Raw genomic sequence first — 18,944 nt, 5'->3', positions numbered from 1 at the left:
GGAAGCCTGGGAGAGATTGCAGCAAAACGACTTTCTTATTTCCTTAGATGAAGGTTGGGGCTTACTGCCCGGCGACCGCTTCGCCGCCGCCTACTCCCGAATAGAGAAAGTAGAGTTGGTCTACTGGCCCCGTTACTATCAAGTTATCCGTAACGAACATTACCACATCAAATACGCCTTTTCCGGAACCACCCAGATCGGAGACCGGCAAATGAGATTCACCGCCTTGGTAGACGCAGTCCATTAAGGGTCAGGTGTAAACCAATTATACTAACTCGTCCCTGCGTTCCAGCTAATATAATCGTTGTCCAAGTCTACACCTGACCTTTAGGAAAGGAAGAACTAGCTTACGTAAGCCCGTAAAAACTCCACTATATCTTTAGCCTTAGGCGGGCAGCCGGGTAGATTAAAGCTTAGCCCGGCGGTGCAGGCGCCGATACCGATTCCTTTTTCTTTTCGGCCACGAAATTCTTGGCCGATTTTTATTTTCTCTGGGAGCCGGTTTAGAAGCCGTTCTTCTTTTAGCCGAGCCAGAGCGTGGACGAGGCTACCGTAGCAGATGGAGCAGGCGGAGCGGGCGTCGATATACTGGGACAGTTGGCGAGCCAAGGGCGAAGCTAAGGTGGCCACTTGCGGCCGCTCCTCGGCTCCGAGCTCGACGATTTCTGCCTTGTCCAGGTTGGAACTTCCTACGCCGAACTGTTCGGCCAGGGTGATGTATTCAATGGCCTTAGAGTCAAGCCCGATGAGTTCGGCGGCATAGGCATCCACCAGCACGGGGTCAAAGCCGGCGATGACGCGGTTCATGGGGACGGGGTTGCCGCCTTCTTCAAAAGTAAGATCGCCACACATCCCATCCACTACCACCAGGTCAGTCTTCACGGCGACGTTCAAAGCAGCGATGGGACGGTGAAGCCCCAGGGAATGGAAGCGCCGTTTTTCTCTGTCCGGGATACAGCCTTTTAGGTTCTTCAAGGCACAAGTGAGATTGGTCTGGCAATGGGCCTTGAGTACCGGGACGTTAATCAGGTAATCGAGACCCAAGGCGGTTTGGCAGACGGTGAAATTAAGGCCGGCGGCAGTTACGGCGGTAGCCTTATCGTGTTTAAGATCCATGAGTTTTACGCCATATCTAGACGCCAGGTTATCATAGCCGCAAACAGAAAAGGCACGGGCGGTGCTATGCCCGATGGAGCTACTCTCTAGCACCACGATGTTCCGGCAACCGGCGTCCTGCAGATATTCAATGATACCGGCCACCACTTCCGCCGAGGTGGTAGCTCCGAGAGCTGCCGGCCGGTCCACCACTAAGTTGGGTTTAATGCCGATCCGGGCCTTACAGTCTATAGTAGCAGCAGCGGCAATAGCGTCCAGGGCTTCTCGGGTCATATTCTTGGGCTCGCTGCCGTACTTTACCACCAACCGGTTCATGTCTTATCCCCTTTCTTTTTATTCTTACCGGTAGTACAATGTTTAGCAGTCTACTGGCATTATAGCAAATCAGATCCAGCTAAGACAGAATTCTTAAAGCAGGGATTGCAGCTTCGCTCCCGAAATAACCTGTAATAGATAAATGGCTGGCCAGTTTGTTTATGTCGTTTAATTTTAGCTGCAGATAAAATGGAGGCACTATTTTATATGAGGATTATTGTCATCGGCAGCGGAAAACTGGGATATCAAATTGCCGAAGCGTTATCCAGAGAAAAATACGATCTAGTTGTTATTGACAGCGACAGTGATGTAATCGAGAGAACCACCGATACTCTGGATGTTCTCACCATCCATGGCAATGGATTGCTGGCTGAGCCGTTAAAGGGGCTGGGCCTTAATAAGGAAGATCTAGTGATAGCCGTTACCGGCAGCGATGAAGGTAATATCTTGGCCTGCATGTCGGCCAAGAGTCTCGGTGCCGGGTTGACCATTGCTCGCATACGAGCTCCGGAATACACTAGAGACTTGGCTGTTAGCCAAGAGCAACTTTGTATCGATCACGTTCTTAATCCGGATCTATCCACGGCAAAGGAGATAAGCCAACTACTTTCTTTTGCCCCGGCCCGGCAGATTCAGACCTTTGTTCAGGGAAAAGTACACATGGTGGAGATTTCGGTTACAGCTGACAATCCGTTGGTGGGACTTCCTATTAAGCAGTATAATTTTACCGGCGTACTAATAGCAGCCATTGCTCGCGAAGGGCGCGTTATTATCCCCAAGGGCGACGATTACCTGCAGGTGGGCGATAATATTTTTATTGTCGGCCGGGCCCCCAACGTGGCTGAGTTTTGCCGTTATGCCGGCAAACCCATCTATAAGATTCAAACCGCGATGATTGTAGGTGGTAGCAGGATTGCCAATTACCTGGCTCAGGATCTGCATTCGGCCGGCGTAAGGGTGAAAATCATTGAAAAGGACGCTGCCCGGGCCACAGCTTTGTCGCTGGAGTTGCCATCTACCTTGGTGGTTCACGGTGACGGTACCGACATGGAGCTGTTGCTGTCGGAAGATATCGCTAGAACCGATGCTTTTATGGCTTTGACCGGCATAGACGAGGAAAACATGGTGGTTTCCTTGTTGGCTAAGAAGCTAGGGGTCAAGAAAGCAGTAGCCAAGGTAAACCGCAAGGGCTACGCTTCGATAGCAGAAGAAATTGGGATCGATTCAGTGGTAACACCGGGGCTGATTACCTTGGGTGAAGTCCTGCGGTTGGTGCGCGGTGGCGAGGTGGTGTCGCTAATTTTGCTCTTGGGCGGGCAGGCAGAGGTGATGGAGTTTTCCATTAGCCGCTCGTCGGCCCTGGTGGGCCGGATGATTAAGGATCTTGACTTTCCCAAAGAAGCTATCATTACTACCATTGTCCATAAGGGAGAGATCATTATCCCTCATGGCAGCGATATAATTCAAGCCCACGATCGGGTGATCGTGCTCACTCAATTTGAGGAAATAGAGCGGATTAGAGAGCTCTTTGGCGGCGACGAGAGGAAGACGGGACATGGATTATGGGATAGTATTAAGAGTTCTTGGGTTTCTGTTAGTAATTGAAGCCGGGTCGATGCTGCTTCCGCTGGGAGTGGCGCTCTATAGCGGTGGCCCGGATATCATGGCGTTTTCGGTTTCGATTTTGCTTACAGCCGCCGCCGGATTAGGCGGACTTCGGTTTAAGTCCAGCGGCAAGGTGGTTCGCTACCGAGAAGCTTTTCTTATTGTAGCTTTGGGTTGGCTGCTGGCGTCGGTGTTCGGCTCGCTGCCTTTTGTTTTGGCCGGTTCGCTGCCGTCGGCAGTGGATGCTTTTTTTGAAACCGTATCCGGCTTTACTACCACCGGCGCCACAGTGATGGCGAATATTGAAATTCAGCCGCAGGGGATCTTGTTTTGGCGCTCCCTTACCCATTGGCTGGGCGGTATGGGAATCATCGTTTTTACGTTAGCTGTGTTACCGGCGTTGGGTCTGGGCACCATGCGAATTTTTCAGGCCGAAAGCCCCGGTCCGGCACCGGCCAAACTAGTATCCAGAGTGGATCAGACAGCCAAGCTCTTGTACGGGATCTACTTGGCTCTTACAATTGTGCAAATTGCCGCTCTAAAACTTACCGGCTGGTCCTGGTTCGATGCGGTGACCCACACCTTTGCCACCATGGGGACCGGCGGTTTTTCCACCCGCAATGCCAGTGTGGCTGCGTTTCGCAGTCCATACGGGGAGTGGATCATCGCCTTGTTTATGTTTGCAGCGGGGGTGAACTTTTCTTTATATTACGGTGTGATTCACCGCAAACTGGGGACGCTATTGAAAGATGGGGAATTTAGGTTTTATTGCGGAACCGTGCTGGTGGCGTCACTTCTGATAGCAGTGAACATTGCCTCGTTGTACCAAGGGCAGCTAGGCAAGATTATCCGCGATTCTTTCTTTCAAGTGGTGTCCATGGTTACTACCACCGGGTTTGTCACGGCAGACTATGGGAAGTGGCCGGAACTGAGTAAGATGGTGTTATTTCTGTTGATGTTCATGGGTGGCTGTGCCGGTTCCACCGGCGGTGCCCTTAAACAGATCCGTGTTTTGCTTGTTCTTAAAGCTGTGAAACGCAAACTCACCCGGCTGATTCATCCTAAAGCCGTGCTCCCCATTGTCCTGGGCGATTCGCCGGTGTCGGAAGAGACCATAGACGATGTGTTGGTGTTTACACTTTTTTATATTACTATCTTTGTGGTTGTGTCTATGTTATTATTGACCCAGGGTATGGATATACCAAGCAGCGCTTCGGCCGTGGCAGCTACGTTAGGAAACGTCGGCCCTGGTTTCGGCCTAGTTGGACCGACCACAACCTATGCCAATTTGACTACTTTGACCAAGTTGCTGCTGTCTGTCTGCATGTTGCTGGGCAGGCTGGAAATCTACCCTATCATAGCTTTGCTGCTGCCTAATTTTTGGCGGAGGGCCTAGAGTTGCAAGCAGGAATCGTCTAAGCCCACGTCGAAATAGTGGCGTGCTATGGTGAAAAGATAATATGCTCCGAGCCGATGGGCCTAAAGATAGCCATGGCCTACGGCCGTCAGGGTAGATGGGGAAACTAGTCTGCCTCCCTCATGGAAAGGAGCTCAATTGACCGAGGTTGCCATGAGGGCAGCCTTTCTCTATTCTAAAGGAGGGATTGGCAAAGTGGATGCAATTAAGAAAGAACAGATCGAGCAAGAGGTAAAGAAGCTGGCCCCAGAAGGACGGCTCTCTTGTGCTCAAGCTTTTGCCCTAGCCGATAAACTCGGCGTCAAACCAAGAGCAATCGGACAAGCAGCTAACGACTTGAAGATTAAGATCATGGCTTGTCAGTTAGGTTGTTTCTAAGGAGCGGTAGCAATTTGGATGTATTCTTTGACGTGCTCACAGTCTCGGAGGCTGCGGCCCAGCTAATGATTAACTGGCAACCGCAACTTATGCCGGGAGAAGAGGTAGACTTTTCCCGTGCCTTAGGCCGTATCTTAGCTAAGGCTGTGCTTGCTTCCGAAGACGTACCCCCTTTTGACCGTTCTACCGTGGACGGGTTTGCCGTTCGGGCCGCCGATACTTTCGGCGCCAGTGAGGGGTTGCCTGCTTTCCTGGACATAGTGGACGATATTCGCATGGGACAAGCAACCGAGAGCAAGCTAGCTGTGGGTGAGACTGGACGGATTGCCACCGGCGGCATGTTGCCTCTGGGAGCCGATGCCGTAGTTATGGTGGAGCATAGCGAAGCTGTGGATGAACGCACCGTGGCGGTGGTGAAGCCGGTAGCTCCGGGGGAGAATGTGATTCGCCGGGGTGAAGATATCCGGCAGGGAACCCAATTGATACCGGCAGGACATCTTCTGCGGCCGGCCGATATCGGATCCTTAGCCGCTGTGGGCAAGACTCGTGTGTTGGTACGGCAGGCACCTAAAGTGGGGATTATCTCCACCGGGGACGAGATTGTACCGCCGGCAGCGGTGCCGGCACCGGGTCAGATTCGCGATATCAACAGCTACTCTTTAGGGGCGGCTGTTCAAGCAGCTGGCGGTAAACCGGTATATTTGGGCTTGGCCCGGGATGAATTTGAAGACGTTCACCATAAGGTCATAGACGGATTGGCGGGCTCTGATTTAGTGATTTTATCAGGTGGCAGTTCAGTGGGAGCCCGGGATGTGGCTGCCAAAGTGTTGGCCCAGTTGGGGCCGCCAGGCGTGTTGGTACACGGGGTGGCACTGCGCCCGGGAAAACCACTGCTGATAGCTGTTTGTCAGGGTAAACCTGTTTTTGGTCTGCCGGGGCACCCGGTATCAGCGCTCAGCACTTTTGACTTATTTGTACGGCCGGCTATAGAGCGGCTGCTGGGGCTGGTGCTGGTACCTAAACCGAGCCTTCGGGCCCGGCTGACTCGTAATCTGGCGTCGGCTCCTGGCCGGGAGGACCACGTACGGGTGCGTCTTTTGGAAGAAGAAAATGGGCTGGCAGCGGAACCGGTGTTAGGAAAATCAGGGCTGATCAGCACCTTGGTTGAAGCCCAGGGCACAATAATTATTCCACCTGAGAACGAAGGACTTTTGGCCGGAGCTGAAGTGGAGGTCTACCTGTTATGAAACGCAATGTCTACTTGGAAGACATACCCCTGGAAGAGGCCCAAGGGAAGTTTCTGCGCTTCTTTGCCGGACACTTTAGCCCGCAAGAGATCATATCGGTAGCGGATGGAGCCGGCAGGGTGACAGCCAAACCGATATTTGCCCGGTTGTCGGCGCCCCATTATCATGCTGCGGCCATGGACGGTGTGGCGGTGGTGGCCGAAAAGACCTTCGGTGCCGCCGAAACGAATCCAATTAGATTAGTTCTGGGGGAAGAGGCTTTCTGGGTAGATACCGGCGATCCCTTGCCCCCGGGAACCAATGCCGTGATTATGGTGGAAGATTTGCATGAACTGCCTACCGGCGAAGTGGAGATTATTGCCGCTGTGAGCCCGTGGGAACATGTACGCCTTTTGGGCGAAGATATGGTACAAACAGAGCTGATTCTACCGGCCAATCACCGGCTGCGGCCGGTGGATCTGGGCGCTATTTTGGCCGGCGGGGTGACCGAGATTACTGTGCATCAACGACCCCGGGTAGCCATTATTCCCACCGGCACCGAACTGGTGCCACCCACCGAGACTCCGGCCCCGGGAGAGATTATTGAGTTTAATTCCACCATGTTTGCCGCCCAGGTGCGCGAATGGGGTGGGCAGGCCGTTGTTTATCCAATTACCCCTGATGATTATCACTGGATCAAGGCCCAAGCCGCCTTGGCGGCCGAGAAAGCAGATATTGTCCTCCTGGGGGCCGGATCTTCAGCCGGTTCCGAGGACTTCAGTTCCCGGGTCATTGCTGAGCTGGGAGAGGTATTTGTTCATGGTGTGGCCACGCGTCCGGGAAAACCGGTTATATTGGGCCATGTCAAAGGGAAACCGGCTATGGGCGTACCGGGATATCCAGGGTCGGCTCTGCTGGCGCTGGAGCTGTACTTGAAGCCCTTGCTGGAAGGTCTGCTGGGATTAGGGCCTGAGGAACCGCGCCAGGTCACGGCACGTCTGGCTCGTACAGTGGCGTCAGCGTTGGGGATGGACGAGTTTGTTCGGGTCAAGCTGGGCCCGGTAGGCGGTCAACTGGTGGCTACCCCCTTACCGCGGGGAGCGGCCCTTACCACCACTATGGTACGAGCTGACGGCCTGGTGGTGATTCCGCGCCAAAGCGAAGGGATTAAGGGTGGAACCGAGGTCCAGGTGCGGCTGCTTAAGCCGGAAAGCGTGATTAGAAATACCGTGGTGGCCATTGGCAGCCACGATCTTACCTTAGATATCATTGCTAATTTGCTGCGTGAGAAGTATCCCAAGCACACTCTGTCCTCGGCTCACGTGGGCAGCTTGGGAGGCCTGCTGGCCTTGCGCCGGGGTGAATGCCATCTTTGCGGTACTCATCTCCTTGATCCGGACACCGGCCAGTACAACATTTCGTATCTCAAGCGCTACCTGGCCGGACAAAAAGTGTGCCTGATCAATTTGGCTTACCGCCAGCAGGGTCTTATGGTGTTGCCGGGCAACCCTAAAGGCATAAACAAACTGGCAGATCTAACCCGGCCGGAGGTGACATTCATCAATCGTCAGCGGGGGGCTGGTACCAGGGTGCTGTTGGATTGGGCGCTAAAGGAAGAGGGCATCGATCCTGCTGGCATCAAAGGTTACAGCCGGGAAGAGTATACCCACACCTCAGTGGCGGCAGCGGTAAAAAGCGGTGCTGCCGATGTAGGCCTTGGTGTACTGTCAGCAGCCAGAGCGTTGGACCTGGATTTTATCTCCTGGCGGGCCGAACGATACGATCTGGCCCTTATGACTGACTTCCTGGAGCACCCAGGGGTTAAGGCCATTTTGGCCGTGATTCAAAGCCGGGAGTTTAAGGACCAGGTGGAAGCCTTAGGTGGCTACGATCTAAGCGATTGCGGGAAGCTGATGTGGGAGTCATAGCTTGGATTCCAAGGGAGAGGGGGAGAGCCGTGCACGACAATTTAGGTCGCACTATCGACTATTTGCGCATTTCGGTAACCGACCGCTGCAATTTGCGCTGCGTCTATTGCATGCCGGCAGAAGGGGTACCCTATAAGCCCCACGGGGAGATCCTCTCCTATGAGGAAATCGTGCGTCTGGTTACGGTGGGTGCTAACCTGGGTATGCGCCGCCTGCGGCTTACCGGCGGCGAGCCCCTGGTACGAACCGGTTTAGCCAACCTAGTACGTGAACTTAAATCAATCCCCGGTATTGAAGAATTATCTCTTACCACCAACGGCACCTTGCTGGCGCCGTCAGCTACGGAGCTTAAAGCTGCCGGGCTGGACCGGGTCAATATCAGTTTAGATACGCTGCGCCCGGAGCGGTTTGCCGCTATCACCAGATGTGACAGCTTGGAGGCCGCTATCAAAGGCATAAAGGCGGCGCTGGCCGCCGGGCTAAACCCGGTGAAAATCAATACCGTGGCCTTGAAAGGGATAAACGAAGATGAAATTGCCGACATAGCGGCACTGACGTTAAAATATCCGCTCCATGTGCGGTTTATCGAGGTTATGCCTTTGGGCGCCGATGTGAACTGGGCTCAGCGGCATGCACTTCCCTTAGCTGAGGTTAAAGCCAAGGTGGAGGCGGCAGGGCGGCTTGTTCCCACCACAGTGGTGGGCGCCGGACCGGCGCAGGCGTTCCGCTACAGCGCCGGGTTGGGTACAGTAGGATTTATCGGAGCCCTATCCCATGGTTTTTGCCAGCGCTGCAACCGGCTGCGCCTGACCGCCGACGGAAAACTCAAACCCTGCTTAGCTTCAGATCAAGAAGTAGATGTTAAAGAGGCACTGCGCTGCGGTGCCGGCGAAGAACAACTACAGGCGCTGTTCGCGCGGGCCGTGGCTCTGAAGCCGTCCCAGCACCAATTGGAGCAGTACGAAGAACATGAGCGCATTATGTGCCAAATAGGGGGCTAGCCTTGATGGAGCTTTCCCATCTGAATCAACAGGGTGAAGCATATATGGTAGATGTTGGTCATAAATTGGCTACGAAACGGGTGGCCGTAGCTCGCGGCTTGGTAAAGATGAACCCGGAAACCATGAAGCTCATTTCTTCCGGCCGGGTTCCTAAAGGAGATGTCCTGGCTTCAGCGCGCATTGCCGGCATTATGGCCGCCAAGAATACGCCCTACCTTATTCCCTTGTGTCATCCCCTTAATCTGGGGTCGGTGGAGGTGCGGCTACGACTGAATGGCGAGCAGAGCCGAGTGGAGATTGAAGCCCAGGTGAGCCTCAGCGGCCAGACCGGAGCTGAGATGGAAGCCCTCACAGCCGTCAGTGTGGCAGCCCTTACCATTTACGATATGTGTAAAGCAGTGGACAAAGATATGGTCATCGACAATATTCGTCTGGTGCACAAATCAGGCGGCAAGAGCGGCAGTTTTGTACGTGAGGGGGAACAACCGTGGCAGAGGTAAGGGGATATGTTAGAGCCGTTTGCCTCAGTTCGGACAAAGGCGTGGCCAAGAAAGAACAAGACGAAGGTGTTTTAATGGCCGGGCATGGTCTTAAAGGTGATGCCCACGCCGGTCCTTGGCATCGCCAGGTGAGCCTGCTGGCTCAAGAAAGCGTAGACAAAATGATTGCCAAGGGACTGAAGCTGGTCCCAGGCGATTTCGGTGAGAATCTGACCACCGAGGGTTTGGATCTACCGACGTTACCTATCGGTACCAGGCTGCGAGTCGGGGACGAAGCCCTGCTGGAAGTGACCCAAATCGGGAAAAAGTGCCACCATGGTTGTGCGATCTACCAGCAAGTAGGAGACTGCATTATGCCGCGGGAAGGTATTTTTACCCGGGTGCTCCTGGGCGGTAAAGTCAAACGCGGTGATGCCATTGTGGTGGAACCGGGTTACCGCTTAGCTATTGTAACCGCCAGCGACAAAGGTGCCCGCGGCGAGCGAAAAGATAAGAGCGCCCAGGTTATTCGGTCCCTGACTGCTTCGTTGGGCCCAGTGGTTTCTTATACAGTGGTGCCCGATGATCAAAATACTATTAGCTGTGAACTGGTACGCTTGGCCGACGAGTGTGCCGTAGATATAGTTTTCACCACCGGTGGAACCGGCTTATCGCCCCGGGACGTAACACCGGAAGCCACCTTAGCTGTGGTGGACCGGTTGGTACCGGGTTTTACCGAAGCCATGCGAGCCCAAGGGTTTGAGAAAACGCCGCACGCCCTGCTGTCGCGGGCTGTAGCCGGGGTGCGCGGACAAACCCTTATCATTAATCTTCCCGGTAGCCCGCGAGCGGTGGACGAAAACTTAGCTGTTATTCTACCGGCGCTACCTCATGCACTGGAGATCCTGACTGGACGCGGTGCTGAGTGCGGATTAGCACCGCAATAGAATAATAACTGGCTGCCAACCTGTGCAGCCGGTAGGGCATTATGCCCGCCGGCGCACACAATCTTCGACCCTGCCAACCTAAAGCGAAGCTACGGTGTCAGGGCGATAGGGTTAAGTTGGAAACGGCTTAGCCTCCCATTGTGGAAAGAAGATGTAGGCCCCAGCTTTTTAGCCCCGGAGCTGGAGGCAGATGGCGAGAAGGAGGTGCGAGCAGGGGTAATTTGAATCGAGGAGAGGAAAAACTTGAGAGGGAAAAGGTTTTTAGCTTTATTACTAACAGCGTTAATGGCTATCACTTTGACTGCTTGCGGACCTAAGGCCGAGCCGGAGCCGGCCCAGGAAGGCCCACCGGAACCGGCTGTGAAGGATCTTATTTTATCCACCACCACCAGCACCCAAGACAGCGGACTGCTGGACGAGTTGATCCCTATCTTTGAAGAACAAACCGGCTATTTGGTCAAGACAGTAGCCGTGGGTACCGGTAAAGCTCTGGAGATGGCCAGCCTGGGTGAAGCCGATGTTCTGTTGGTGCACGCACCGGCAGCAGAAAAAGAAAAAGAAGCCGCCGGCGATGTCATCAACCGCCAGTTGGTTATGCACAACGATTTCATCATTGTGGGTCCGGCAGACGACCCAGCAGCATTGAAAGATCTGGAAGCTGTTGGCGATGCGTTTGAAGCTTTAGTTGACAGTGAGGCCGGATTTGTTTCCCGCGGCGATGATTCCGGTACCCATAAGATGGAAAAGGGTATCTGGAAGGGCTTGGAAATAGAGCCGGCAGGTGATTGGTATATTGAGGCCGGGAGCGGCATGGCCGATACTTTAAAGATCGCTTCGGAAAAAGGTGCCTATGCCCTTACTGACCGGGGTACGTACTTGGCCCTGAAAGACACCTTAGATTTGGAGATCCTGTTTGAAGGCGACGATGCCTTACTTAATGTTTATCACGTGATGCAGGTTAACCCAGAGAAGTTCGATAAGATCAATGCCGACGGCGCCAAGGCTTTTGTGGAATTCATGGTGGCGGACGAAACCCAGGCCATTATCGGTGAATTTGGGGTGGATAAGTTCGGTTCGCCGCTGTTCTTCCCCGATGCCGGCAAGCCGGACAAGTGGTAATAGCGGGCCAAGGTCCATAGCCAAGACATAGATGTAGAGGGACAGGACGATCATAAGCCCTGTCCCTTGGCCTGTGTTTTGCTTTTTTAGAAAATGCTACCTAGGTGGTTTTACCATGGATTTTATTGTACAAGGCTTTGTCCAGGCTTTTCAATTGCTGATGAGAGGCGACAAAGAAGTGCTTTCCATTGCCCTGCTTACCCTAAAGGTGTCGGGCACAGCTACGCTGGTGAGTTTAGTGTTGGGCGTGCCTCTGGGTTTGTATTTCGCTGTGTCCCGCTTCAGGGGCCGGGAATTTCTAGTGGGAGCGGTGAATGCCGGCATGGGTCTGCCGCCTACAGTGGTGGGCCTATGGGTGGCTTTATTTTTGTGGCGCCGAGGACCGCTTGGCTTTCTCGGCCTTATGTACACACCCACAGCCATGGTTATCGCCCAGTCCATTATTGCCTTGCCCTTAGTGGCCGGACTTACCATGAGTGCCGTTCAACAGCTCTCGCCTAAGCTGCGGTTACAGATTTTGGCTCTGGGGGCCTCGCCGCTGCAGTTTTGGTGGTTGATTCTGCGCGAAGTACGGCTGGGTGTGTTGGCCGCAGTCATGGCCGGTTTTGGCCGGGTGATCGCCGAAGTGGGAGCCTCCATGGCGGTCGGGGGCAATGTGCGGTGGTACAGCCGGGTGCTCACCACCTCCATCGTACTGGAAGTAAATAAAGGAAATTTTTCCCTGGCTCTGGCCCTAAGCTTTGTACTACTTCTGATTTCCTACAGCATTACTTACCTTCTCACAGTGTTGCAGCAGAGGAGGCGGCAGGCTTGACCCCGGTACTTAAAGTAAAGAACATTGTGGTAAGACGCGGCCGCCGCTTCAGTCTGCAGGTGGACGATTTTGCTATCCAGCCCCAAGAAGTGGTGGCGCTCATTGGTCCCAACGGTGCCGGTAAGAGCACGTTGCTTACAATTTTGGCCTGTTTGGCACCGCCGGATCGGGGGGAACTGTTTTTTGCCACGGAGAAAGTCACCAAGAGAAATGCTTTGGCGGTACGCCGCCAGCTGGCGGTGGTATTTCAAGACCCTTTGCTGTTAGACAGCACTGTACTGGAGAACGCCGCCTTAGGCTTGAAGCTGCGGGGCCAGAAACCAGGGGCCGAAGAAAAAGCCCTTGCCTGGCTGAAGCGCTTTGGTGTGGATCACTTGGCCAATCAAAATGCCCTGACCTTGTCCGGTGGCGAAGCGCAGCGGGTGAGTTTGGCCCGGGCTTTTGCCTTGGAGCCGAAGGTGCTTCTTTTGGACGAGCCGTTTGCTTCCATCGATGTTATCTCACGAACGTCGCTGGTAAGTGAATTTAAGTCCGTGCTCACCGGTACCGGGACTACAGCTGTGTTGGTAACCCATGATTTCCAGGAAGTGTTGGCTCTGGCCAGCCGAGCTGTGGTCTTGGATCAGGGGAGGATCCGGGCAGAGGGAACACCCCAGGAGATTGCCGCTCATGAAATCTGGGGCGGACTTACTAAGGGAATCAATTTGTAAAAAACAACAATAAGGAAAGGATGAGATTCATGATCAGAAAAGAGAGTGGATTAACGGCGGTATCAGTTCTTGTCGTATTGGCACTGCTACTTAATGCTTCGTTTGCTTTGGCTGCTGAAGCGGCACCGGTTCTTAACATAGTGGAAGTAACAAACAAAGGTGATGTGAGTCTGACATTCGACAAGGAAATGGCGGAACCGGCTGAAGGAGCCGAAGAACAGTTTAAAGTCACAATTGACGAGGCTGAAGTAAAAGTAACAGCGGTAGAAGAGACCAATACCCCGGAAAAGATTAAGCTGGTCTTAGAGCAAAAGGTGGAGGCCGATCAAGAAGTAACAGTAGAGTATGTTCAGGGCGAGAACGAAGAGCTATGGGTAAAAGCTGCCGACGGCACTGCAGTGGAAGGCTTCGAGCCTCAGACAGCCGGCGTAAAAAATAAGGAAGAAGAGCCCGAAGCTTCTGAACCTAAAGTTGACATAACTATTAACGATATAGAGGTTCACTGGGCTCAAGACATAATAAAACAATTGGCTGCCGACGACGTGCTAATCATAGATGAAGAAGGCAACTTCAAGCCTCAAGAAGATGTGACCAGAGCTGAATTTGCGGCTATGTTGGTGAAGGGCTATCAGTGGAAGAACGCTGAAATTAAGGAGTTTCCAGATACAGCCGACCATTGGGCCAAGGATTATGTTGCTGTTGCTGCCGGCCGGGGCATAGTCGAAGGTTATGATAACGGGAACTTCGGTCCCGAAGACCTCATTACCCGGGAGCAGATAGCAGCGATGATCGTTAGGGCCGCGAAGCTGGAGGGTCCGGTGGAAGGGAAGGAATTTGCCGATGCCGATGAGATTGCCGACTGGGCCCAGGAATCAGTACAACTGGCCAGCGCTAACGATATTCTCCAAGGGCTTCCCGACAATACCTTCTTGCCCAAAGCCAATGCAACCAAAGCAGAAGCAGCGGTTATAGTGTACCGGGCGTTGCAATTACGCAACAAGTAGCCGTTACGGGCCCATCCTCACGCTACGCGGCGCCCCTTAGAACGAACGAGCTCAGCTCACTCGGGCCGCCTCTGAACTCGCCCCTTCGGGGCTCAAACATGCATCGGCGGTTTTCCCTCGTTCGCCTCGCTCCTTTGAATGAGGGCTAAGCTACGCTTTGAGGATTGGGCCTCGCAACCTTGTGCCTTAACAACATGGGGGAACAGGCCTTCGCGTAGGGGCGGCCTGCATCCGAAGGATGGTCTCTGTGCCCGCCCGCGATTGGCTTGGGTTTTCCAAAACAGCTCAAATGGGTGATAGAAGATGAATTCCAGGTTCAAGTTCCCCAACAAGAAAATAGTAGCCTTGGGATTTTGCCTACTGCTGCTCCTTAACGTTGCGGCAGCTCCCTTGGCTAAGGCCAGCACCGGCAGTGGCGACGGCTCCGGCGGGGGCAAGGGTAACCCGCTGAGTCTGGTTCAATCCAGCCCAGCTCATGGTGAGCAAGACGTCCACCTTACGGGGGAAATCAAACTTTCCTTTAACAAAAATGTGGTCCACATGACTGTGTGTGACGATAACAAACAGTGCTTTGCCCTTTATGCTGAGGACGGTACCGCTGTCCCGCTGGAAGTGATCATGGCCGACGATCAGATGGAGCCAGAAAAACGTAGAGATATAGTGTTAAAGCCGCAGCAAGAGCTGGCTGCCGGTACGGCCTACACTGTAAAAGTGGCACCTGCTTTGCGAGCTAAGAACGGTACTACTTTAGGCACAGAGGCAACGGTTACTTTCACCACGGCAGGTGCAGCCCCTGCCACTGCAACAGCACCTGCTGCTCCTGCCGGCGAGACTTCGGGCCGCGACCCAGGCGACATGCCAGTAAGTTCCGAGCCGGTAGCGGACGAAACCCCGATGGAGCAACCAGCGGCGGAACCAGAACCCCCCACGGAAGAAGCTCCGGCTACAGGTGAAGCAGATACGGCCGAGCCGGCTGATACCGAAGCCGATACTGAGTCCGCTGCGGAAAAAGCCAACAAGAACAGCACCGCTGTACCCTTGGTAATAACACTGGCGGCACTGTGCTGGATTGGATACCGCAGCTATAAAAAATACCGGGCACAGTAAGTGGCTGCCCAAGAAGGAATATTGATGATGAAATCAACTGCCAAGCCTGTTATTATTCTTACACTTATTATTCTGCCGTTAGCCATCATCTTGTTTTCACTGTTCATCGGCCGCTACCCGGTATTGCCGGCCGAAGCAGCCCACGTGCTACGATGCAAGCTGATGGGCAACGACTGCTTTCTACCGGATACGGTACAAGCAGTCGTTTGGGATATCCGGTTGCCCCGAGTTTTATTGGGAGCCATGGTGGGCGGGAGCCTAGCTGTCAGCGGCGCTGCTTTTCAGGGATTGTTTCGCAATCCTTTGGTTAGCGCCGGCATTTTAGGGGTAAGTTCCGGTGCTGGGTTCGGGGCCGCGCTAGCGATACTATTATTTAACACCACAGCACCGGTATATCTGTTTGCCTTTGCCTTCGGGGCTTTGGCGGTTATGCTCAGCTACTTAGTGGGCAGGATTTACCGCACCACCCCCACTATTATGCTGGTTCTGGGCGGAGTGATTGTGTCATCGGTATTTTCGGCCTTGATTTCCATGGCCAAATACGTGGCCGATCCCACCAACCAACTGCCGGCCATTGTCTTTTGGCTCATGGGAAGTCTGGCTACGGCCCGTTACCGGGACCTCATGATTGCCGGGATTCCTATGTTAACTGGTATAGCCGCTCTGTTGGCGGTAAGGTGGCGCATCAATGTGCTGTCCATGGGGGATAAAGAAGCCCAAGCTCTGGGAATTAACACCACAGTAAGTAAGGGAATAGTGATTGCCGGTGCCACTTTGGCCACCGCCGGTGCCGTTTGCGTAAGCGGTATCATCGGCTGGGTGGGGTTGGTGATACCCCATATCGCCCGCATGCTGGTAGGCAACGACAACCGGGTACTAATCCCGGCCAGCTTTTCTTTAGGTGCCGGGTTTTTGGTGTTGGTGGACGATTTGGGGCGGGTTCTTACCGGTTCAGAAATTCCTCTGGGCATCTTAACCGCCCTGGTGGGCGGCCCCTTTTTTGTCTATTTACTCAAGAAAACCAAAGGGGGTGGCTGGTGACGGTGGCACTGGTGGAGGCTAACAGCATTTCTTTTAAGTATCAACAACCGGATATATTTAGAGACATCAGCTTTGCCATTGGGCCAGGGGAAGTGTTTTGTTTGTTGGGCCCCAACGGCTGTGGCAAGACCACGCTGCTGGATTGTGTACTGGGTTTACAGAGGCCGTATCAAGGAGAAATAGTATTAAACGGTACCGATATCCGAAATCTGGCCCGAGAGCAGGTAGCGCAGCAGGTGGCCTATGTGCCGCAGCACCATGAAAAAGCCTTTCCCTACACAGTTCTGGATATGGTCCTCATGGGGCGGGCTGCCTATATTGGGCTTTTCGATTCCCCCACCGGCGAGGACGTAGAGGTGGCCCAACAAGCGTTGCAGTCGGTGGGGATCGAAGGACTGAAACAGCGACGCTACACCGAGCTTAGCGGCGGCGAAGTGCAACTGGTAATGATTGCCCGGGCGCTGACGCAGAAAACACCGCTGATGGTGATGGATGAGCCCACAGCCCACCTGGATTACAAACACGAACTTACCATTATGGAAATAGTGGTAAAGCTGGTACGTGAAACCGGGCTGTCAGTACTTATGGCCACTCATTTTCCCAACCACAGCTTCTATTTTGAAAACAGCGGCATTCCCACGCAGGTAGCTCTGATGAAAGAAGCCAATTTCTTAGCTGTAGGTCAGCCTTCTCAGGTATTAACCGAGGAGAACCTACGGCGGCTATATAGTGTTAATACCAAAATCGTTTCGTGTCGGCTGAACAAAGATACCGAGTTAAGACAAGTGGTGCCGATTAATACCGTGGCCTAAGGCAACAGGATTTTAAATTTGAGGGGAGATTCCATGAGGAAAATTGAGGACCGAAGTTCCAATTTTCGTCTGGCCAGCCGGTTCATGATTTCGCTATTGATCCTAGCGCTGCTGCTAACAGCCGGCTGTAGCAACCGGCTGGAAAACACCGGCACTCCGGCCCAGCCGGATAAGCAGGATGTCATAACTGTAACCGATTGTGTGGGGCGGCAAGTACAAGTTCCGGCTCAAATAGAGCGCGTGGCCTGTTTGTGTCCTGAGTCGGGGCATGCCATGGCCATGTTTGGCCTGGGAGATCGGGTGGTGGCAGTGGTAGGAGGTATGCAGCGAGATGTCTTGCTGACTAACATGTATCCCCACATAAAAGATCTTCCGGTGCCCAAAAGCAGCGGTATCATCAATATAGAAGAGCTGCTGAATACAGATCCCGATCTGGTGTTTGTAAGAAGCGATACCGCCGCCAACGAAGCCGAAATGGCGAAAATGAAAAAGACCGGCCTGCCGTTCCTGGTAGTGGATTATGCCGATATCGACCGGCAGCAGTATGCCCTGAACATGATGGGACAGGCGCTGGGGGTTCAGGATAAGGCCCAAGCCTACAACGATTATTACCGCCGGATTGTGGAGACGGTTACCGCTAGATTAGCCGATATCCCGCCGGAGACGCGGATTCGGCTCTATCACTCCGTTAACGAAGCCTTGCGGACCGATGCCCAAGGGACCTTGCCGGCCGATTGGATCCAGGTGGCAGGAGCCATCAACGTATCGGTAGGTCAGGATTTGAAGCTATACGAAGGCGATTACTATGCTAACCTGGAACAGATCATGTTGTGGGATCCCGAAGTTATCATCTGTAACGAGCCGGGTGTGGCAGGTTACATTCTGTCTCACGAACAATGGGCTCCGCTGCAGGCGGTGAAAGCTGAAAAGGTGTGGCAGCTACCCATCGGCATCTCGCGCTGGGGACACCATTCTTCGTTGGAGACGCCGCTGGCTATTTTGTGGACGGCCCAGCGTTTGTACCCTGAACGATTTACCGATGTGGACATGGCCGCCGAAACCAAGGAGTTCTTCCAGGAGTTTTTCAACTACGAACTCAGCGACGAACTGGTGCAAGACATCCTTAGCGGCGAAGGCATGCGGGAAACCAAAGGCTAAGGATTCGAGCGGGGAGGGCAGTACATAATGCAGACTTTGGTGTGTATCGACGATACCGATGTTTTAGGCAGCAGGGGTACCGGTCATTTGGTAGCCCAATTTATAGAAGAGATCGAGCAGATGGGTTGGGGGAAGTGTACATTTATTAGTCGGCACCAGCTCCATGTGCATCCCGACATCCCCTATACTTCCCATAACAGCGCTATGTGCTTTACTATGCGGCTGCAGCCGGATCGCTTGCAGGATTTAATCGAGTACGCCGCTGCTTTCTTGGTAAAGGAAAGCGAAGTGGGTTCCGATCCCGGCCTCACTGTAGCAGTGCTGGAATGGATAAAGCAGCCGGAGCGTCTGATAGCCTTCGGCCGCCGAGCCAAGAAAGAAGTCCTTACCAAGGACGACGCCTACTCTCTGGCGCGGGAGCTGGGGATTCATCTGTCCGAACACGGCGGCACCGGCCAGGGAGTTATCGGCGCCCTGGCCGGGGTGGGCCTGCGCCTTACCGGCAACGACGGCCGGATCCGGGGCAAAATCTACCAGGGCGAGGCCGGTAAGATTCTCACCGTGGCTGAGCTTCTTAGCCACCCGCAGGTGGACTCAGTGCGCCAATTAAATGGCACACCGATACAGGATGAAGAGACTGTAGAGCTAGGCGAGAAAGTAAAGACCGTGTTGCTGGATCACCGCCGTGTGCTCTTGGTAGCCTCGGCAGATCCTGCCATAAACCGGGCCCGATGGCGCACCTGTATCAAAGAAGAACTGCGAAGATT

19 protein-coding genes and 2 riboswitches are annotated in these 18,944 nt (G+C 53.8%); of the genes, 18 read left to right on the top strand and 1 reads right to left on the bottom strand.

The annotated features are described in order from the left end of the window. Positions 1-247, top strand: a 247-nt coding sequence (locus GX016_04015) for a hypothetical protein (protein HHT70724.1), incomplete at its 5' end; no start/stop codon positions are given. 95 nt (positions 248-342) lie between these two features. Here GX016_04015 and GX016_04010 read toward each other — a convergent pair. After that, positions 343-1,431: a DUF362 domain-containing protein gene (locus GX016_04010; GenBank protein HHT70723.1), complete on the bottom strand. Its 1,089-nt coding sequence runs from the start codon at positions 1,429-1,431 to the stop codon at positions 343-345. A gap of 207 nt (positions 1,432-1,638) precedes the next feature. Between GX016_04010 and trkA the strand changes: the two genes are divergently transcribed. From trkA to GX016_03925, 17 genes are all read left to right on the top strand, one after another. Next, positions 1,639-3,036, top strand: a complete 1,398-nt coding sequence (gene trkA / locus GX016_04005; GenBank protein ID HHT70722.1) for a Trk system potassium transporter TrkA — start codon at positions 1,639-1,641, stop codon at positions 3,034-3,036. Continuing rightward, on the top strand, positions 2,987-4,432 hold the full coding sequence (locus GX016_04000) for a TrkH family potassium uptake protein (GenBank protein ID HHT70721.1): 1,446 nt from the start codon (positions 2,987-2,989) through the stop codon (positions 4,430-4,432). The genes trkA and GX016_04000 overlap by 50 nt, the downstream gene beginning before the upstream one ends. Before the next feature lie 56 nt (positions 4,433-4,488). Continuing rightward, a riboswitch (molybdenum cofactor riboswitch) is annotated at positions 4,489-4,602 on the top strand. A gap of 4 nt (positions 4,603-4,606) precedes the next feature. After that, positions 4,607-4,831 carry a hypothetical protein gene (locus GX016_03995; GenBank protein HHT70720.1) on the top strand — a complete coding sequence of 75 codons (225 nt, stop codon included), beginning with the start codon at positions 4,607-4,609 and terminating at the stop codon, positions 4,829-4,831. Between the two features lie 14 nt (positions 4,832-4,845). Continuing rightward, complete coding sequence (locus tag GX016_03990) at positions 4,846-6,078, top strand: molybdopterin molybdotransferase MoeA (GenBank protein HHT70719.1); 1,233 nt, start codon at positions 4,846-4,848, stop codon at positions 6,076-6,078. Beyond that, on the top strand, positions 6,075-7,985 hold the full coding sequence (locus GX016_03985) for a molybdopterin biosynthesis protein (GenBank protein ID HHT70718.1): 1,911 nt from the start codon (positions 6,075-6,077) through the stop codon (positions 7,983-7,985). The genes GX016_03990 and GX016_03985 overlap by 4 nt, the downstream gene beginning before the upstream one ends. Before the next feature lie 29 nt (positions 7,986-8,014). Beyond that, positions 8,015-8,986: a GTP 3',8-cyclase MoaA gene (gene moaA, locus GX016_03980; GenBank protein HHT70717.1), complete on the top strand. Its 972-nt coding sequence runs from the start codon at positions 8,015-8,017 to the stop codon at positions 8,984-8,986. A 2-nt stretch (positions 8,987-8,988) separates the two neighbouring features. Next, positions 8,989-9,486 carry a cyclic pyranopterin monophosphate synthase MoaC gene (gene moaC, locus GX016_03975; protein ID HHT70716.1) on the top strand — a complete coding sequence of 166 codons (498 nt, stop codon included), beginning with the start codon at positions 8,989-8,991 and terminating at the stop codon, positions 9,484-9,486. A gap of 74 nt (positions 9,487-9,560) precedes the next feature. Continuing rightward, positions 9,561-10,412 carry an MOSC domain-containing protein gene (locus tag GX016_03970; GenBank protein ID HHT70715.1) on the top strand — a complete coding sequence of 284 codons (852 nt, stop codon included), beginning with the start codon at positions 9,561-9,563 and terminating at the stop codon, positions 10,410-10,412. 51 nt (positions 10,413-10,463) lie between these two features. After that, positions 10,464-10,579, top strand: a riboswitch (molybdenum cofactor riboswitch). Between the two features lie 118 nt (positions 10,580-10,697). Beyond that, on the top strand, positions 10,698-11,531 hold the full coding sequence (locus GX016_03965; protein HHT70714.1) for a tungsten ABC transporter substrate-binding protein: 834 nt from the start codon (positions 10,698-10,700) through the stop codon (positions 11,529-11,531). 115 nt (positions 11,532-11,646) lie between these two features. Continuing rightward, positions 11,647-12,345 carry an ABC transporter permease gene (locus tag GX016_03960; GenBank protein HHT70713.1) on the top strand — a complete coding sequence of 233 codons (699 nt, stop codon included), beginning with the start codon at positions 11,647-11,649 and terminating at the stop codon, positions 12,343-12,345. Next, positions 12,342-13,055 (top strand): ATP-binding cassette domain-containing protein, encoded by a 714-nt coding sequence (locus GX016_03955; protein HHT70712.1) that lies wholly within the window; start codon positions 12,342-12,344, stop codon positions 13,053-13,055. Before GX016_03960 ends, GX016_03955 begins: the two co-directional genes overlap by 4 nt. A 29-nt stretch (positions 13,056-13,084) precedes the next feature. Then, the gene (locus GX016_03950) at positions 13,085-14,059 is read left to right on the top strand and encodes a hypothetical protein (GenBank protein ID HHT70711.1); all 975 of its coding nucleotides are present in this window, start codon (positions 13,085-13,087) and stop codon (positions 14,057-14,059) included. A 303-nt stretch (positions 14,060-14,362) separates the two neighbouring features. Further along, on the top strand, positions 14,363-15,166 hold the full coding sequence (locus GX016_03945) for an Ig-like domain-containing protein (GenBank protein ID HHT70710.1): 804 nt from the start codon (positions 14,363-14,365) through the stop codon (positions 15,164-15,166). A 27-nt stretch (positions 15,167-15,193) separates the two neighbouring features. After that, a complete protein-coding gene (locus GX016_03940; protein HHT70709.1) occupies positions 15,194-16,207 on the top strand; it encodes an iron ABC transporter permease in 1,014 nt (337 codons plus the stop codon). 2 nt (positions 16,208-16,209) lie between these two features. Next, positions 16,210-17,019 carry an ABC transporter ATP-binding protein gene (locus GX016_03935; GenBank protein ID HHT70708.1) on the top strand — a complete coding sequence of 270 codons (810 nt, stop codon included), beginning with the start codon at positions 16,210-16,212 and terminating at the stop codon, positions 17,017-17,019. A gap of 33 nt (positions 17,020-17,052) precedes the next feature. Next, positions 17,053-18,177, top strand: coding sequence for an ABC transporter substrate-binding protein (locus GX016_03930; GenBank protein HHT70707.1), 1,125 nt, complete (start codon positions 17,053-17,055; stop codon positions 18,175-18,177). A gap of 27 nt (positions 18,178-18,204) precedes the next feature. Continuing rightward, on the top strand, positions 18,205-18,944 hold a 740-nt coding region (locus tag GX016_03925; GenBank protein HHT70706.1), incomplete at its 3' end, for a hypothetical protein.

The organism is Bacillota bacterium (assembly GCA_012837285.1).
Taxonomy (GTDB): Bacteria; Bacillota; DTU030; order DUMP01; family DUMP01; genus DUNI01.
This window is presented reverse-complemented; position numbering and strand designations above follow the sequence as displayed.

What these genes read in the sequence shown, in the direction of transcription:
- GX016_04000 (HHT70721.1), top strand. Translation starts at nt 2,987, where the DNA reads ATGGATTATGGGATAGTATTAAGAGTTCTTGGGTTTCTGTTAGTAATT.
- GX016_04010 (HHT70723.1), bottom strand. Translation starts at nt 1,431, where the DNA reads ATGAACCGGTTGGTGGTAAAGTACGGCAGCGAGCCCAAGAATATGACC.
- GX016_03930 (HHT70707.1), top strand. Translation starts at nt 17,053, where the DNA reads ATGAGGAAAATTGAGGACCGAAGTTCCAATTTTCGTCTGGCCAGCCGG.
- GX016_03970 (HHT70715.1), top strand. Translation starts at nt 9,561, where the DNA reads ATGGCCGGGCATGGTCTTAAAGGTGATGCCCACGCCGGTCCTTGGCAT.
- GX016_03940 (HHT70709.1), top strand. Translation starts at nt 15,194, where the DNA reads ATGAAATCAACTGCCAAGCCTGTTATTATTCTTACACTTATTATTCTG.
- GX016_03950 (HHT70711.1), top strand. Translation starts at nt 13,085, where the DNA reads ATGATCAGAAAAGAGAGTGGATTAACGGCGGTATCAGTTCTTGTCGTA.
- GX016_03985 (HHT70718.1), top strand. Translation starts at nt 6,075, where the DNA reads ATGAAACGCAATGTCTACTTGGAAGACATACCCCTGGAAGAGGCCCAA.
- GX016_03965 (HHT70714.1), top strand. Translation starts at nt 10,698, where the DNA reads ATGGCTATCACTTTGACTGCTTGCGGACCTAAGGCCGAGCCGGAGCCG.
- GX016_03960 (HHT70713.1), top strand. Translation starts at nt 11,647, where the DNA reads ATGGATTTTATTGTACAAGGCTTTGTCCAGGCTTTTCAATTGCTGATG.
- trkA (HHT70722.1), top strand. Translation starts at nt 1,639, where the DNA reads ATGAGGATTATTGTCATCGGCAGCGGAAAACTGGGATATCAAATTGCC.
- GX016_03945 (HHT70710.1), top strand. Translation starts at nt 14,363, where the DNA reads ATGAATTCCAGGTTCAAGTTCCCCAACAAGAAAATAGTAGCCTTGGGA.
- GX016_03995 (HHT70720.1), top strand. Translation starts at nt 4,607, where the DNA reads ATGAGGGCAGCCTTTCTCTATTCTAAAGGAGGGATTGGCAAAGTGGAT.